General features: G+C 43.5%; 10 protein-coding genes. 5 read left to right on the top strand and 5 right to left on the bottom strand.

Features of this window, described 5'->3' with window-relative positions:
• The first annotated feature begins 1,034 nt into the window (after positions 1–1,034).
• Both ACT3CD_RS07835 and ACT3CD_RS07830 read left to right on the top strand, forming a co-directional pair.
• Positions 1,035–1,391 carry a helix-turn-helix domain-containing protein gene (locus ACT3CD_RS07835; protein WP_444644545.1) on the top strand — a complete coding sequence of 119 codons (357 nt, stop codon included), beginning with the start codon at positions 1,035–1,037 and terminating at the stop codon, positions 1,389–1,391.
• Between the two features lie 232 nt (positions 1,392–1,623).
• The gene (locus ACT3CD_RS07830; RefSeq protein WP_444644543.1) at positions 1,624–2,127 is read left to right on the top strand and encodes a 3'-5' exonuclease; all 504 of its coding nucleotides are present in this window, start codon (positions 1,624–1,626) and stop codon (positions 2,125–2,127) included.
• 8 nt (positions 2,128–2,135) lie between these two features.
• On the opposite strand, the gene ACT3CD_RS07825 is transcribed toward ACT3CD_RS07830, so the two are convergent.
• Both ACT3CD_RS07825 and ACT3CD_RS07820 read right to left on the bottom strand, forming a co-directional pair.
• Positions 2,136–3,506, bottom strand: a complete 1,371-nt coding sequence (locus tag ACT3CD_RS07825; protein ID WP_444644541.1) for a 1-acyl-sn-glycerol-3-phosphate acyltransferase — start codon at positions 3,504–3,506, stop codon at positions 2,136–2,138.
• Positions 3,503–4,450, bottom strand: coding sequence for a bile acid:sodium symporter family protein (locus tag ACT3CD_RS07820; RefSeq protein WP_444644540.1), 948 nt, complete (start codon positions 4,448–4,450; stop codon positions 3,503–3,505). The genes ACT3CD_RS07825 and ACT3CD_RS07820 overlap by 4 nt, the downstream gene beginning before the upstream one ends.
• Positions 4,451–4,739: 289 nt before the next feature.
• Here ACT3CD_RS07820 and ACT3CD_RS07815 point away from each other — a divergent pair, with 289 nt between their 5' ends.
• The gene (locus tag ACT3CD_RS07815) at positions 4,740–6,719 is read left to right on the top strand and encodes a glycoside hydrolase family 97 protein (RefSeq protein ID WP_444644538.1); all 1,980 of its coding nucleotides are present in this window, start codon (positions 4,740–4,742) and stop codon (positions 6,717–6,719) included.
• A gap of 96 nt (positions 6,720–6,815) precedes the next feature.
• On the opposite strand, the gene rlmN is transcribed toward ACT3CD_RS07815, so the two are convergent.
• From rlmN to ACT3CD_RS07800, 3 genes are all read right to left on the bottom strand, one after another.
• Entirely contained in the window at positions 6,816–7,862 is a 1,047-nt protein-coding gene (rlmN, locus tag ACT3CD_RS07810) for a 23S rRNA (adenine(2503)-C(2))-methyltransferase RlmN (protein ID WP_444644536.1), read from the bottom strand.
• Positions 7,863–8,534: an FAD-binding oxidoreductase gene (locus ACT3CD_RS07805; protein ID WP_444644534.1), complete on the bottom strand. Its 672-nt coding sequence runs from the start codon at positions 8,532–8,534 to the stop codon at positions 7,863–7,865. It lies immediately after the preceding gene.
• A 64-nt stretch (positions 8,535–8,598) separates the two neighbouring features.
• A complete protein-coding gene (locus ACT3CD_RS07800; RefSeq protein WP_444644532.1) occupies positions 8,599–10,098 on the bottom strand; it encodes a glycoside hydrolase family 10 protein in 1,500 nt (499 codons plus the stop codon).
• 422 nt (positions 10,099–10,520) lie between these two features.
• Here ACT3CD_RS07800 and ACT3CD_RS07795 point away from each other — a divergent pair, with 422 nt between their 5' ends.
• Positions 10,521–14,801, top strand: a complete 4,281-nt coding sequence (locus tag ACT3CD_RS07795; protein WP_444644530.1) for an ATP-binding protein — start codon at positions 10,521–10,523, stop codon at positions 14,799–14,801.
• Between the two features lie 230 nt (positions 14,802–15,031).
• Positions 15,032–16,624, top strand: a complete 1,593-nt coding sequence (locus ACT3CD_RS07790) for a LamG-like jellyroll fold domain-containing protein (protein WP_444644528.1) — start codon at positions 15,032–15,034, stop codon at positions 16,622–16,624.
• Positions 16,625–16,643: the final 19 nt, after the last annotated feature.

Below are 16,643 nucleotides of genomic sequence, written 5' to 3'. Positions count from 1 at the left end.
ATAAAAAGATATTTCTATTAAATAAACTGATATTTGTTTTAAAAATGAACAATAAATTGCAATTGACACACGTATCTTACGACATTTAAAACAATTAAATTGCTTTGAGACGCCATAAGCCTGAGCTGATTCCTTGATTAACTAAATATTATGTTTTACTTTTAAATTTCAGTATTTCTGGTGTTAGCAGGAAAACTCAGGTGCTTGATAATAAAAGTTCAAATACAAGGCTTGCGAAGTCATAAAAATCAAGGAACTGACGAACGAAGTAAAGGCAGAATCAAAGCTGCTGTTACTATAAATTTGTCGCAGGATTGCTTTGATTATGCTTTGCAAGGAGGAAGAAGACGAAGTCAGTTTACTTTTCGTAAATGCCTGTTTTTATGCCAGGCATAACGCAGTAGTTGACTTTATAGACAAATATTATTTAAAGTTTGCCCATAACTAAGTGTTTGAAATATAAAGTTCAAATACAAGGCTTGCGAAGTCATAAAAATCAAGGAGTTTACTTTTCGTAAATGACTGTTTTTATGACAAGCATAACGCAGTAGTTGACTTTATAGACAAATATTATTTAAAGTTTGCCCATAAACTAAGTGTTTGAAATATAAAGTTCAAATACAAGGCTTGCGAAGTCATAAAAATCAAGGCGTTTACTTTTCGTAAATGACTGTTTTTATGCCAGGCATAACGCAGTAGTTGACTTTATAGACAAATATTATTTAAAGTTTGCCCATAAACTAAGTGTTTGAAATATAAAGTTCAAATACAAGGCTTGCGAAGTCATAAAAATCAAGGCGTTTACTTTTCGTAAATGACTGTTTTTATGCCAGGCATAACGCAGTAGTTGACTTTATAGACAAGTATTATTTAAAGTTTGCCCATAAACTAAGTGTTTGAAATATAAAGTTCAAATACAAGGCTTGCGAAGTCATAAAAATCAAGGAGTTTACTTTTCGTAAATGACTGTTTTTATGACAAGCATAACGCAGTAGTTGACTTTATATTTCAAACACGATTTAACCCGGTTCGGTATGATTAACTACAACTTTAACAAAATTTTTAAAGCCAGAGGTGTCGAAAGACCTTTTTCTTTTCTGATTAAAGCCGGATTCTCTCATAATTTTTCGACAAAAATTAAAAACAACAAGGTCAGGCAACTCGGATTAAAGGAGCTTGAGAAACTCTGTCTGTTATTGCGCTGTACACCCAATGATTTTTTGGTCTGGACACCCGATGGTGATGAAACGATCGATAGTAATCATCCGCTTCAATCCTTACGGCAGGCCGAGAAGGTGTTCGATCTGACCAGAACATTGAATTCGCTTCCGTTGAAGGAGCTCGATCGGATTCAGGCGTTTATTGATGAGTCTATAAAACAGAATGGTTGAGGGGATTTGCCACTTCCTCGGGTGACCGTTGTTGGTTACGGATTTCAATGACCAGTGTTGAGCTGTTTTACACTTAGGTTGAAAGGGGTGTGTTTCAATTTTGGCCACTCCCGAATATTATCGGATGAGCAAAATTACGGGTTGTCATTATTTTTTACCTTTGCTGCATTGCATTTGGTTTGGCCTTGTCATGCCTGATATCTGTTTTTAGCAAAGGTTAATTTTATTTGTTATGCTCAATTTTGCCGCCATCGACTTCGAAACCGCCAATCAGCATCGCACAAGCGTGTGCAGCGTTGGAATTGTGATTGTAAAGGAAGGGGAGATTGTCGATCGTTTTTATAGTCTCATAAAGCCCGAACCCGAGTATTATACATATTGGAATACGCGTGTGCATGGTTTAACAATGGATGATACCTGCAATGCTCCGGTATTCCCTCAGGTCTGGAAGAAGGCTGAACCCCTGATTGCTGATTTGCCGCTCGTAGCCCATAATAAACCATTTGATGAAAGCTGTCTTAAAGCAGTCTTTAAAATGTATGGGATGGATTATCCCGACTACGATTTTTATTGCACTTTAAAGGCCGCCCGTCGGGTTTACAAGCATTTGCCCAATCATCAGCTTCATACGGTTGCCCAATATTGTGGTTTTGTTTTAGATAACCATCACCATGCCCTTGCCGATGCCGAAGCCTGTGCCTGGATTGCCCGCGAAATTGTTGAACCAACGGTCTGACGTTTTTGCTATGCTTTCGCCTCCTTTTGTGGGGCTGCTTCTTTTAACACAAGGTCCAGTTGATTAAACAGCTGGTCTTTTTGTTGCAGCAGATTCTTATATAAAACGGGTCTGAACCACTTTATCTTTAGCAGACGAATACGGCCCATGGTTTTTCGCAACCAGATATACCATCTGAACGCTATTTTTCCTGTTAAAATAAGACTTACGATGAATGTTATCTTTAACCAAAACCCCGGCAATATTGAACTTGCCAGCAATAGATCGATAAGGTAAAAGAGAGGGAAAACGATGATGGCGGCAACCAACGTCACGCTACTCCAAAAGGTGCGGTCTTTAATATATTTTCTGACGACCCGGTCAATTAGAAAGAACGGGACTGCATTAAATACTGTTCCGTAAATAAAAACCGGAAATGTGATCAATAACTTAATCATCTCCCAAACTAAATTTGTTTTGTGATGATGATCCTGTAATATGAACGTTTTTAGTCTTTCTTTTTTGAGGGTAGAATAGTAGCGGTCGGCTTTTTCCACTATTTCTTTGGTGACATCCGGTTCTGTTTTCTCTAACTGATCCAAACGGGCAGCCAATTCGCGATCGGAGAGATACTGCTCGTAGGTAGTTTGTTTTTTACCACTTTTTTTCAGGAAATGTGGGCCATACATCTGTCTGATGTGTTCAAAATCGGGGTAGAAACTGGTCGTTTTAAAGTTCAGAATCAGAGGTAGTGTTGCTGTGTATATGGCATCTTTTAACTTGCGGATAGCGCCTTGCGGATCCGTTTGATGCTGCGACATAAAATTCTGAACTCTGATAGGAGTGCCGAAATTTACAATGAGCGTGCGGTCAAATTTCCAGTAATGACTGTAATAAATGCCTGTGGGAATTATATGGATATCCAACTCGCCATTGGTGGCATCTTCGGCCATAAACACTATTCGGGGCACCGCTTTTTTGTGCGATATAATTTGTCGTCGCCCGGTGTGAGCCGCCTCTGGAAATAACGCCAGCGCCGCATTATTTTTTAGCACATTGACTGAAGTGTCAAAGGTTTTCTCATTTTTATCGAGGTTTTCCATGCCATCACGTAAGCGAAATACCGGCATGATTTTTAAAAAGCGAAGTATGGCATCTATCACTTTCGATTTCCCGAAGATATCGGCACGTGCCAGCCAGACCGGTTGTTGACGTATGTTGAGTAATACAGCCAGCGGATCACTCAGCGCATTTTGATGGTTAGGCGCAAAAACAATGGGCGTGTTCGCCGGAATATTTTCTTTTCCTTTGATGATGATACGTTTGTGAATCATCCAGTCAATTAGCCTGATATATTGCTTCAGCAGCCAGTAGCCTGCCGACCATTTTTCGTAACTCATAGCGTTTCGGTTTCAGGTAGTTTTCGTTTCGACCACAATCCGGCGATGGCCAAACCACTTATGATGTGCCACACGCCCCACCAGGCTGCAATAAATGCCATGCCGCCAAGTGCCAGATCGGGCGGGAATATTTTGGGGTTGAAAATTAAAACCAGAGCCAGACCTGAATTTTGAATGCCTGTCTCCAGTGTGATGGTGCGTCGTTCTCTGCGTGATAGTCGGAATAATGTCGCTACCGAAAAGCCCGTTGCCAGCGCCAGCGCATTATGTATAAGGACAATTAAGATTATCAGATGGATGTAGTTGATGAAATGATCGAAATTATTGGCCAGCAGAATGACGACATAGGCAATAAATACCATCACAGAGATATTCTTGATGGGCCGTTTTATTTTTTGCGTGGCCAGCGGCATATATTTCGAGAAAAGAATCCCTAATAATACCGGAATTCCCAGAAGCATAAACACCGTTTCTACCACCTGAAATAGCTCGATCTCCAATGGCACCAAATACGCCCCCGCATTTTTGGTGCTGTAAAAATCAAGGTATAATTTGCCCCATAATGTGAAGTTGAGCGGCGTCATAACCACCGCAGCAACAGTTGATAAGGCGGTAAGACTGACCGATAAGGCTACGTTGCCCTTGGCCAGATAACTCATGAAATTTGAAACATTACCTCCGGGACAGGCCGCTACCAATATCATTCCCAATGCGACCGTTGGAGTGGGCCTCACTATCAGAACCAGCAAAAATGTGATGGCCGGTAATAGAATGAATTGTGACAACATGCCGGTAATAACCGATTTGGGATTGCTGAATACTTCTTTGAAATGACTCCATTTTATATTGAGTGCCACCCCAAACATGATAAACGCAATTACTATATTAAGGATAATTAGTCCTTGCGGTGAAAAGTTGAGTGTGATATGGTCTAGAACCTTCATTATACTTTTTTTTGACAAATAAACGTCTGTTCCGGGTGATTCCCCGGAAAGGTTTGCTGTTATGTTTCAGGGATCTTTTATGTGGGATGAAGGAAATTGATATTCAAGGGCCGAATTTATAAAAACTTAATGTAATAGCAATATTATCTCCGTTTTTGCTACGATTTGCATAGGGTTTGACGTTTTTGTAGTAGCTTTATATGAGTATGATTTATATTTTTGATAAATGGTTGGTCATCAGACTATCCTGTTTATTTGTATGATTTCTAAATTGCTAAAACAGACAAGAATGAAAAAAAATCTATGGTTTGTAATTTTGATGCTGTTCAGTGCGGTGGCTTTTGGTGCTGGCAATCAGCCGTTAAAAATAGTTTCGCCCAATGAACAGTTGGAACTTAAGGTAGATGTGGGTGATAATATTGCCTGGGAGTTGCGCCTTAAGGGTGAGGTCGTTGCCCAATCGCCGGCCATCGCCATCGAGTTGCTCAGGCATGGCTCACTGGGTGAAAAACCCCATCTCAATAAAAGCACGAAAAGTGCAGTTCTGAAATCTGTTAATGCCCCTTTTTATAAAAAGAGTGTGATTCCTGATAACTATTCGCAGTTGACGCTCCATTTTAAAGGCCATTACAGCGTGGAATTTCGGTTATATGATGCTGGTATGGCTTACCGCTTTGTCACTGATTTTAATCACGATATTACGGTTGTTAATGAAACCTCTAATTTTGATTTTCCCAACGGACATAAAGCTTTTGTGCCATATATTCGCGAGAGCATACACCGGTATCAGGCATCGTATGAAAGTCCTTATGCCGTTGAATCATTTGATGAAATAGATGCCGACTCACTGATAATATTGCCGCTGTTGGTCGAAAATGAGAATGGGACCAAAGCAGTGATCACTGAAGCCGACCTTGAAGATTTCCCGGGACTTTATTTAACCGTTAATTCGCAGCGCAACGGGTTTAATGGTGAACAAGCGGGCTATCCTTTGACTGAAAAACCCGGTGGATACAATAATTTGCAGTCAATTGTGACTCAATATGCGCCCTATATTGCCCAAACTACCGGGAAACGATCTTTCCCGTGGCGCATTGTTACAGTGAGTCAAAACGATTATGAATTGCTCAACAATGATATGGTTTATCTTCTGGCTTCCCCATCGCGCATTAGCGATACATCCTGGATTAAACCGGGAAAGGTGGCATGGGACTGGTGGAACGACTGGAATATTTCGGGGGTCGGGTTTGAGGCCGGGATCAACACCTCTACGTATTTGTTTTACATCGATTTTGCGGCGGCGCATGGCATTGAATACGTCATACTGGACGAAGGCTGGTCGGCAAGTACAGACCTTATGAAGATTGTTCCGGAAATTGATTTGCAGACGATTATTGATCATGGTAAAGAAAAAGGTGTTGGCATTGTTCTTTGGGCCGGCTGGGCACCTCTTCGAAATCAAATGGATGAGGTTTTTGCCAAATACGCCGCAATGGGCGTAAAGGGTTATAAGATTGATTTTATGAATCGCGACGACCAAATGGTGGTCAGTTTTTATTATGAGGCGGTACGCAGAGCCGCCGAATACCATCAGTTTGTCGATTTTCATGGCGCCTATAAACCCACCGGTCTCAATCGTACCTATCCCAATGTGCTGAATTATGAAGGTGTATTTGGGTTGGAGCAGGTGAAATGGACTACTTATACCGATTTCCCGACCTATGATGTCACGGCTCCCTACATACGTATGCTGGCCGGGCCAATGGACTATACGCCCGGCGCTATGAACAATGCCAATAAGTTGAACTGGCGTGCTGTTTTCAGCAACCCCATCAGTCAGGGAACGCGTTGCCATCAGCTGGCGATGTACGTTGTGTTTGAATCGCCATTTTCGATGTTGGCCGATAAACCGACCAACTATATGCGCGAACCCGAATCAACCGGTTTTATCGTTTCAATTCCCACCGTATTTGATGAAACGGTTGCTCTTGATGGTGAAGTTGGTGAATATCTGGCTTTGGCGCGACGTAAAGGTAACAGCTGGTACCTGGGAGCTATGACTAACTGGGAGGCCCGAACAATAAAACTGGATTTATCGTTTCTCCCCGAAGGTCGGTACGAAGCGGTTATTTTTAGCGATGGTGTGAATGCCAATCGCGAAGCAACCGACTATAAACGCAAGGAGGTCATTGTGACCAATGGTGATAAGTTAACCGTTAAAATGGCATCCGGAGGCGGATGGGCAGCTACTTTACGTTTGTTGGAGTAGCCTTTTAGATATGAGTGAGGTGACCGGGATATTTTTTTGTTCCGGTCACCCACCTATTTCACAGCAGAATGAGTAGTGCTGATATGGATGTTCTGATTAATAATCTTTTTCTTCATCTTTTTTGACCAGCTCTTTGGTCGAAAGCAAACCGCAGGCGGCATAGATGTCTTCGCCGCGTGACCGCCGGATAGTGGTGGTAATGCCTTTGTTGCTTAATTGGTCGGCAAACCATTGCATTTGTTTGTGGGAAGTGCCCTGAAGCGGAGAGTCGGGAATGGGATGAAATTTGATGAGGTTGACCCGGCAACGTATTCCGTTTAACAGTTTGGTGATGCCTTTGACGTGTGCGGCGGTATCGTTAATACCTTCAAACATGATGTATTCGAACGAAATGCGGCGCTGACGTCCAAAGTCGTAGGCACGAATGGCTTCTATTACTTGTTCGATGGCGTAAACCTGCTGTATGGGCATTAATTTTTTCCGTTCCTCATCGAACGGCGAGTGCATACTTATTGCCAGGTGCGCTTCGCTCTCTTCGATGAAACGGCGCATGGCAGGTATAACTCCTATTGTTGAAACATTAATGCGTCGGGGGCTCCAGGCAAAACCCCATTCCGACGTTAATATTTGAAGGCTTTTCAGCACTTCTTCAATATTGTCCATGGGTTCACCCATTCCCATGTAAACCACATTACTTAATTCGTCGGTTTCGGGAATGCTGCGTATTTGATTGATTATTTCGCCGGCAGTGAGCTGGCTTTGAAACCCTTGTTTGCCCGTCATACAAAACAGACAACCCATTTTGCAGCCCACCTGCGATGATACGCAGAGGGTTTTTCTATCCTCTTCGGGAATGTAGGCGGCCTCGATGAACAGATTGCGGTGGGCGGGGAACAGATATTTTTTTGTGCCATCTACCGACGATTGTACTTTTGACGGCTGCGTAAGTCCCATTTCGAAATGCTCGTTTAGCAGCGTGCGCGCTTTCTTCGAAAGGTTGGTCATGTCGTCAATGTGGTCTGCTTTCTTTTTGTATAACCAGTCGGTCATCTGTGCAGCCGTGTACCCCGGCAGACCCAGATCTTTTACAATAACCTGAAGTTCTGTTAAGGTTTTTCCGAAAAGGATGTCTTTGTCAGTCATTTAAAAATAGATTTCGGCAATGATATGGTCGAAGGGGACACCTTTTTCTAAGAGGATATCGCGTACTTCAACAACCATATTTGCATTTCCGCAAAGATAGTATTTTCTGTCGGGCATTATATCATTGCTTTCGCGAATGAAGTTGGTCAGTCGGCCATGAATAACGTCGGGGGCCGATTCGCCGGTGCAGAAACGCAGATAACGATTGCCCATTTTTTCCTTAAACAGATCGGCGAAATAAAACTGAGTCAGATATCTGGCGCCTTGCAGTAGCTTCTGTTTTTTGGCTTCGCCCGATTTAATCATTGATACAAATGGCGCGATGCCTGTTCCTGTTGCGATCCACCAGGCATCGTCGGGCGAGTCGGTAAAGCGTCCAAACGGTTGCGAGATGTATAGTGTCTCGCCGGTTCTCATTTTCGACAGAGGGGGAGTCAGCTGACCTTGCGGGTTGACATCAAATAAGATTTGAAGTGTGTTTTCGTCGGTTCCCGATGCAATACTATAGAGACGAAGGTCGTCATCGGGATTTATGGTTGCAGCAAGCACTTGTCCGGCTTTAAAATCAAATTGTTTTTCCATTGCCAGGAGAAATACTCCGGTTGCGATTTCGGTGTTTGACATTATTTTAACAGGAAAGACTTCCTTGCGACGACGTGCGGCATTTGCCATGACTGTTTGATTTAATGATTGGTAATTTTCTGATGATGGTAAACATTTTGGGACTGCCAAAAGTTCAATATTTTATTTTTTGATTTTCGCTCCATGTGCTGGCGTTGTTCCACGGATCCAGCGTCATGATTTTCACTTCATATTTTTGACGGCTTTTGGCTGTGATTTGTCGTGTGTTGAAAAAATTATTGTTAGTAATTGCCCAGATGGGCGTTGAGCCATCTGCCGGCATGAGCCATACCAGATATCGGTATTTCAGTTGGCTGTTTTCGGGCGCGACAGCATCCCACGACAAAATGCCTCTGCGGTATTTTAAGTTACCGGCGGCCTGCGGTGGCCCTGACGGTGTTTTCCACGGCATGGCAGGCGGGATAGCCTGTGTTTTGAAGTAGATATTTTTCAGATTCTCGTTGAGGCTGTTGTTATCGCGCATAAAATGTTTGTGGCTGTAAAAGGCATTTCCTTTTATATTTGGAAGTCGACGCGACACATTTATTTGCTCGCCTATTTCCAAAGGATTGTCCCAATTGGGTTGCGAGTTATTTATTTTGTAAATGCTGTGTCCTATATATACATGTCGGTTATTGGCATTGTTGTTCCACCATTGCACCAGTTTGTTGTAGTTCACAATATCATCACGTGTTGACCAGTACACCTGAGGTATGACATAATCAATCCAGCCTTCGCGGGTCCATTTCAAAACGTCGGCATATAAGTCATCGTAGCAGGTAACGCCGGCATGGGTGTCGCTGCCACGCGGGTCGTCCTTTTGGTTTCGCCATACCCCAAATGGACTGATGCCAAATTTTACCCGTGGGTTGACTTCTTTGATCAGCTCGGCTGTCGCAGCGATAAAACGATTGATGTTATCGCGTCGCCAGTCATGAATGCTCATGGGATCGTCAAAATCAAGGCTTTTAAGATAAGCTGCTGAGTCGTTGAATACTTCACCCCTAATGGGGTAGGGATAAAAATAGTCGTCCATGTGAAGGCCATCTATATCGTAGCGTATGAGTAGGTCTTTAATTACGCTGAGTGTAAAATTTTGCACTTCAGCCAGTCCTGGATTGTAGTTTAGCCTGGGGCCGTAAGGAACAACCCAGTCGGGATTCAACACGGCCGGATGGGTGGCACACAATGAATCGGTGAGGTTGAGCGCAGCCCTGAATGGATTTATCCATGCGTGTAGTTCCATCCCACGTTTATGGGCTTCGCTGAGCCAAAACTGAAGAGGGTCGAAATGGGGACCCGGTGACTGGCCCTGTTCGCCACTCAAATAGCGTGACCAGGGCTCCAGTTGGGATGGGTACATGGCATCACCTGACGGTCGTACTTGCAGAATAACGGTATTTATGCCCAGCTCTTTTTGAAGATCAAGTATGACAAGAGCCTCTTTTTTTAAGGCCTTAACCGGAAGACCTCTGGCCGAGGGCCAGTCAATATTGGTTACGGTGGCCACCCAAACCCCTCTGAATTCTTCTTCGGGTTTTGTTGGTGACTGTCCGTTCATAACGGCTGTTATTAACAAATAAGATATGAGTAGTAGGCGGGTTCTGTTTTTCATGATTTATTAACTGGCTTTAAATTCAGCTAATTTAATCTTTTTCCTGTAATTTTAGCGCTGCTGCACAATGTCAAATGTTTTCTGTTGTTGGCGTGTTTTTGGCTTAAATATTTTGCAATCATGTTATTAGATAGTTTGAATATAAAAGCGTTTTTTTTGAAGCTTTTTGTGAAAATTATCGTAATATGGATGTATTGATTTTTTTGTTGCCCGACAAATATGAGTTTACCGGTGTAAATGAACATTTTGCGGGCGAGCATAACATAGAATAGGTTTTTATAGACATAGTGTAATTATAAACTGTTTTGAGGGCGTTTTTTGCGATGTGGCGTGCCTTTTTTTACAATTAGGGAGCTTTCGTTTTAACACTTTCTTATTTTTTTCCGATGTTTGTACTTTAAACTAGGTTACATAGAATTTTCATGCAACACTCATTTTTATCCTTTTTATCCGATCGCGGTTCTATAAGTGTTAAGGTATTCAGAGGCTATCTTTTTAACCTGATGCTTTTGGTTATTGTGGCGGGTGCTACGGTTACAGGAGTGGTGCAGTTGAACAGATGGATTGAAAGCACCGAACGGGTAGATAATTTATTACATAAAATATATCTGGCCCGTATTGAGATTCGTAATTTTTCGCTTAACAGCGATGTAAGACACGCTGATAGGGTTGATAGTTTAACATTCGAAATTAACAGTGCCCTGATTGATGCCCGGCAGAGTAAATTGTTTTCCAAAAGTAGGCATGAGTTATCCAATGTCGGGGGGTGGATGTCTGAATTTAATCGTTATTGGGTTCTATTTATCGACTTAAAAAAGCAGAAGGATTTGTCGCAGGATAAGATGAATTTGCTTTTTAAACGCATCTTTTTTAACGCACGTCATCCTCTGCCTAAGCCCTTACTGGTGAATGGTAAAAGGGCCTCTGAAACGGATGCCAGAAATGATTTGCTGTACCAGTTGTGGATGTTGAAAGAGGCTGAGCAACGTATGTGGAACTTTCCGGTGGAGCAAGTTAATCCCGATACAGTGGATCTTATTTTTTCGCGGATAGGTCTGTTGTTGCCACCCGACGATCTTGTTAATCCGGATTCGAAACAGGGAGAGGTATTGCGGTCGCTTAAGCGGGACTTAAACAGTTACCATGATGTTATGATTGAGCTGGTGAACGCGCTCTCGGAACTGGGGAATGCCCAGATGATGATGGAGCAGAGTGCCATCAGCATTCAGCAGTCGGGCGAACTGGCAAACCGCCATCAAAACATGGCGCTGGAGCGGTGGGCTTTATTTAGCCTTTATGTTTTGGGGATCATTATGTTTTTAGCCCTTGTAATGGGAGTCTCACTGGCTTATGTGTATATGCGCAGAGTGCGAAAGGATGAAGAGTCGCAGGCTGCCAAGGATTTGCTTTTGCGTGAAAATCGTAAATTGCTCAATGATATTATAAATAATAGTGCTTCAATTATTTACGTAAAGGATTTGGAGGGGCGCTATACCTTGATAAATCAACCGATGGAAGAGATCTTAGGTTTAGAAGCCCATCGGATTATAGGTAAAAGAGATGCCGATTTCCTTCCGTCAGAATATGCGACTGTCAATGAACAGAACGATCGTGATGTATTAATTAAGCGTGAACCGGTGCAGGTTGAAGAGTTTTATCCTTCGGTATCGGGGCGTCGCACTTTTCTTTCAAATAAATTTCCGATTCATAATGCCGAAGGCGATGTGGTGGCAATGGGATGTGTTTCTACCGACATTACGTTGATGCGTAAGATGTTATCCGATTTTGAAAAGAGTCGTGAAAATTATCGTAACATCGTCACCAATGTTCCGGGCGTGGTTTATAATTGTATGAACGATGCCCGTCGTACCATGCTGTTTGTTAGTGGTGGTGTAGAAAAATTAATTGGTTTGGGTATTGACGCATTTATACAGGAGGGTCAATCCATTTTGCCGTTCGTTGAGAGCGACGATTTGCCCAAATTGAAAGAGGTGATTGGCAAGGCGGTATTGCGTCAGCGACCATATGAAATAGAATACCGTATTCAGGATTTGTACGGCCATCGTAAGTGGGTTTACGAAAAGGGTATGCCGGTTTATGAGGCCGATTCCACACGCGTTACTTTGCAAGGTGTAATTATTGATATTACGGCCCAAAAAGAGGCCATGAGTGAGTTAATGATTCGTGACCGGTTGCTGGAGGGGGTGTCGGAAGCTGTTAAAGAACTTATAGTGTCGCCAAATCAGAAGGAGGCCGTATTGCGTGCGCTTCGAATAATGGGCGAAGGTGCCGGCGTGGACAGGGCGTTTGCTTTTGTACAGGCTTTATCGCCTGTTACCGGCAAAATGGTGGTAAATCATTTTGTGGAGTGGGATCGTTCCAGACTGGAACCCGTGACACGCGAAGAAATGAGCGACCTGACCTATGAGGCTTTGTCGCCGGCATGGTTCTACCGTTTTAACGATCACAAAGACGTCACGCTGTTGCAGAAACATGCTGAGCCCGGTGAGGAAAAGTTCCTTTTGCAGATGAAACTGGCGTCGGTAATGATGGTTCCCGTGTTTGTCCACAAACGTTTGTGGGGTTTTATCGGCTTCGGTCAATCGGTTCGTCCATCGGGATGGAATGAGACACATCGTACTTTGTTTAATGCCTTCTCGGTAACACTTGGAATTGTTATTGCCCGTAACGAAGGTGCCGTTGAATTACAAAAAGCGAAGGATGCTGCCGAGGCTGCCACTCGTGCTAAGAGTGATTTTCTGGCCCGTATGAGTCACGAAATTCGGACTCCCCTTAACGCTATTATCGGCTGGACGCATTTGGGTATGGAGAAGATCAATGTTCCTGAGCATGCTGATTATCTTAAGCGTATTCAGTCCTCCTCTCGCTCTTTGCTGGGTATTATTAATGATATTCTGGATTTCTCGAAAATTGAAGCCGGGCGGTTGGAACTTGAGATTATAGACTTCGACCTGGAGTCGGTGATGCAAAATCTCGCCGATATTGTGTTGTTTAGAGCCAATGAAAAGGGCTTGAATCTGGTTTTCGATTATTCGGCCAATGTGCCATTGAGTTTGGTGGGCGATGCTTTGCGTTTGGAACAGGTGTTGGTCAATCTGGTTAATAATGCCATTAAATTTACCGATAAGGGAGAGGTGGTTGTTAAGGTACGAGTGAAATCGGAACGTGAGGATAACGTTGAATTGTTGTTTTCGATACGCGACACCGGTATTGGTCTGAAGGAAGAACAACGCATTAATTTGTTTAAGGCTTTTACCCAGGCCGATGTATCCATCACGCGTCGTTATGGAGGAACCGGATTGGGTCTGGCTATCTGTAAACGACTGACGAGTTTGATGGGTGGCGAAATATGGGTTGAAAGTGAATATGGCTCAGGCTCGTCTTTCTTCTTTACGGCACAAATGGGTAAGCAGCAGGTACAGAAAAAGGTGCAGATGCGAGATGCCTTTGAAGGTACAGGAGAGTTGGTTCTGGTGGCTGATGCCAATGCGTCGGCGGCCAAAAGCCTGCATCACATGCTCAAGGATTTTGGATTTACGGTTCATCGCGTTACTTCTTATAAAGCGCTGAAAAAAGAGATGGAGAGAGTTTCCGGGACAGAGCCTTTTGGGATTTTGTTCGTGGATAAAAATATTTTTCGAAAACCAGTGGATGAAATGGTGGCTGAATTGAATGCGTCAGGCGCCTTTGAACATCTGGTGATGTTGACCACGCCTTTTGATGAGGCCAATTTGAGAGAACAGCTTAATAAAGACAATCAGCGGCCTGTCTTTTTAAATAAACCGGCCAATTATTCCCTTATTTTCGATTGTTTGATGGATGTGCTGGGAGGAGAAGTTATTGATGACAGCGCATTGCCGGGAAAAGTTAGTTACCGGGAACTTTTAAAACTTAAACCCGAAATTAAGGTGCTTGTGGTGGATGATACAGCCAGCAATCGTAGTCTGGCGGTTGAATTGCTTGATATGGCCAATATAGTCACGGATGTTTCAGCCAGTGGTGCCGAAACCATTGAAAAAGCAGAGCTGTCTGATGGTGTTTGTCCATACGATGTGATATTGATGGACATTAATATGCCGGGAATGGACGGTTACGCCACAACAAAAGCACTAAAGCTTGTAAAAGGGTGGGAGAAGGTGCCTGTGGCAGCCATGACAGCTGAAGCTTTTGGCGATGTGGAAGCTTTGTGCCTGCAGGCCGGAATGCTGGCTATGGTAGGTAAACCCATCGATCCGGAAGAGTTGTTTGGGGTGATTTATCGTCTGCTGTTTGGCGAATATGAAGAGAAGACAGCGGTGCGTATATCTGAAAGCGAGGTTTCGCATGTTGATTTCCCGGACATTGAAGGTCTTGATGTGCAGGCTGGCATTCGACGCATGGGCGGACGTGTCGATTTGTATAAAAGGCTTTTAAAAGGTTTTTGCCATGATTACCGCTACTTCGATAATTATCTTGCTGAGCTTACCAATGCCAACGATAAAGAGACAATTGCACGTGTGCTGCACTCCTTAAAGGGTATTGTTGGTACCATGGAGGCACTGGATTTATATCATCTGACCATCGATGCCGAGACGGCATTTAAGTCGGGGGATCCTAAATTTGAGGCTTTGTCAAAGCAGTTGAAACTGGCGGTGCAGACAATGATTACTGTTCTTACCGGAAAAGATTTTCTGGGATTCTAGTCTGTTACTCATAGGTGCAGTGGTTGGATCACGGTTGTGAAAATTCTATATTTAGTGCCTGCCCGGAAGCTTCTGTTGCCGATAAGAATGTGTGATCTTTGAAGCTCTTTTGAGAGTAGGCGTAACGTCGTAGTTAAACTTTGTAGACGAACTTCATATAGACTTTATTTATCATCCTTGCAGATTGGTGTGACTTATTAGTTTGTGATATTATTACTTTTCTGGTGCCTATGAAATCTCTAAAATATTTACTGCTGGGTCTGTTTTTTTGTGGCTGTCTTTATAGCTGCAATTATCATATCGACAAACTGGTGGATGTTCCTACTTCGCCTCTAATAAAGTTTAGCTTCGAAAATGAGATTGCTAATAGTGGCGCGTTGTCCCTATCGGTTAGAGGACGTGAAAATGTCAGTTATGCCAGCGATGGCGTTGAGGGGCGTGCTTTGGATTTGTCTGCGTCGGCGAAGTTCCGTAAACCATTGATTCTTACCCGTGACGAAGAGTTTCGTTGGAGCGACTATCCGGGGATGACGGTTTTAACATGGATCAAGATGAAACCTGATGATCCCAACGAATATACGATTGTTTCGCAGATGACCCGCGACGACACCTTTGGTTGGTTGGGCTGGTCTGTGGAAAATACGGCTTGTGGAACCTGGCGTTGGGCAATGACCGACGGCGTGAATTCTGTCACCTATCAGCCGACTGCAGTGAGGCAGCCAGTTCGCGATGACTCGTGGCATCAAATTGGCTTTTCTTTGAATTTTGCAGATCGTGAAGTGCGGCTTTTTTATGATGGTCTTAATGTTGCCACTTATAGTGTTGGAGATCTTAACCTGGCTATCTCTTCATCTGATATTTATTTGGGACGCGATCCTTTTTCTGTTAATCCGATTGTGGATGTGTGGAATGGCAAAATGGATGAATTTGTTGTTTGGAGCCGGGTGCTGACACCTTTGCAGGTAAAGTCGGTTTATGCGGAAGACCTGGGCAATAAATCGATGACATCGCCTGTAATGGCGGATTCAATTACGGTGATGACATGGAATATTTGGGATGGAGGAACACGTGAAGGTAAATATGTTGGCCCCGTACGAGTGGCCGATATTATACGTGATAGTGGTGCTGATTTGGTTTCCATTCAGGAGGGCGGATTGTCAGGCCCTTTGATCGCTGATTTATTAGGGTTTTATTTTTACATGCGCGGCGATGGGATTGACGTTTTAAGCCGTTATCCAATGGGCAAAAGTTATAATATTTACCGCTCGAATACGGCAGGTGCTGTAACGATTGAATTACCTGAGGACAATAAGTTGATTTTTTGCCCTGTGTCGTTAAGCTATGAACCCAATCAGGAAGCGTATCTTCTTTCGGGGCAGGCCAACCCCGATACCGTTATATCGCGTGAGCTGCAAACCCGTGGCGCTGAAGTCCGATATATCACCTGGGAGCTTCAGGCGTTACTGGCTAATAGTGAAAAGGTGCCGGTTATTTTGGCCGGCGAATTAAATTCGGGTTCTCATCTTGACTGGACCGAGCGTAATAAAAAAAATCATTTTGGTCTGGTACTGAAATATCCGGTCACAACAATTCTTGAAGATGCCGGTTTTATTGATGTTTACCGGTCGTTGTTTCCAAATGAGGTTTCGCATCCGGGGTATACCTGGTCGCCGCTATTCAAAACGGTTTTTAAAGACCGGCTTGATTATGTTTTTTACCAGGGAAGTTCTATTGTGCCATCGTCGGCCTGGATTGTGGAAGAGCATCCTTTGGGTTTCCCTTCCGACCATGCTGCTTTGGTTACTTCGTTTAAATGGAAATAAATCCTCTTAAATTATAGGG

The sequence above is a fragment of the Geofilum sp. OHC36d9 genome (assembly GCF_052400685.1).
Taxonomy (GTDB): Bacteria; Bacteroidota; Bacteroidia; order Bacteroidales; family Marinilabiliaceae; genus CAZHHH01.
Note: the sequence above shows the minus strand (reverse complement) of the source record. Positions and strands in the feature narration are given on the sequence as shown.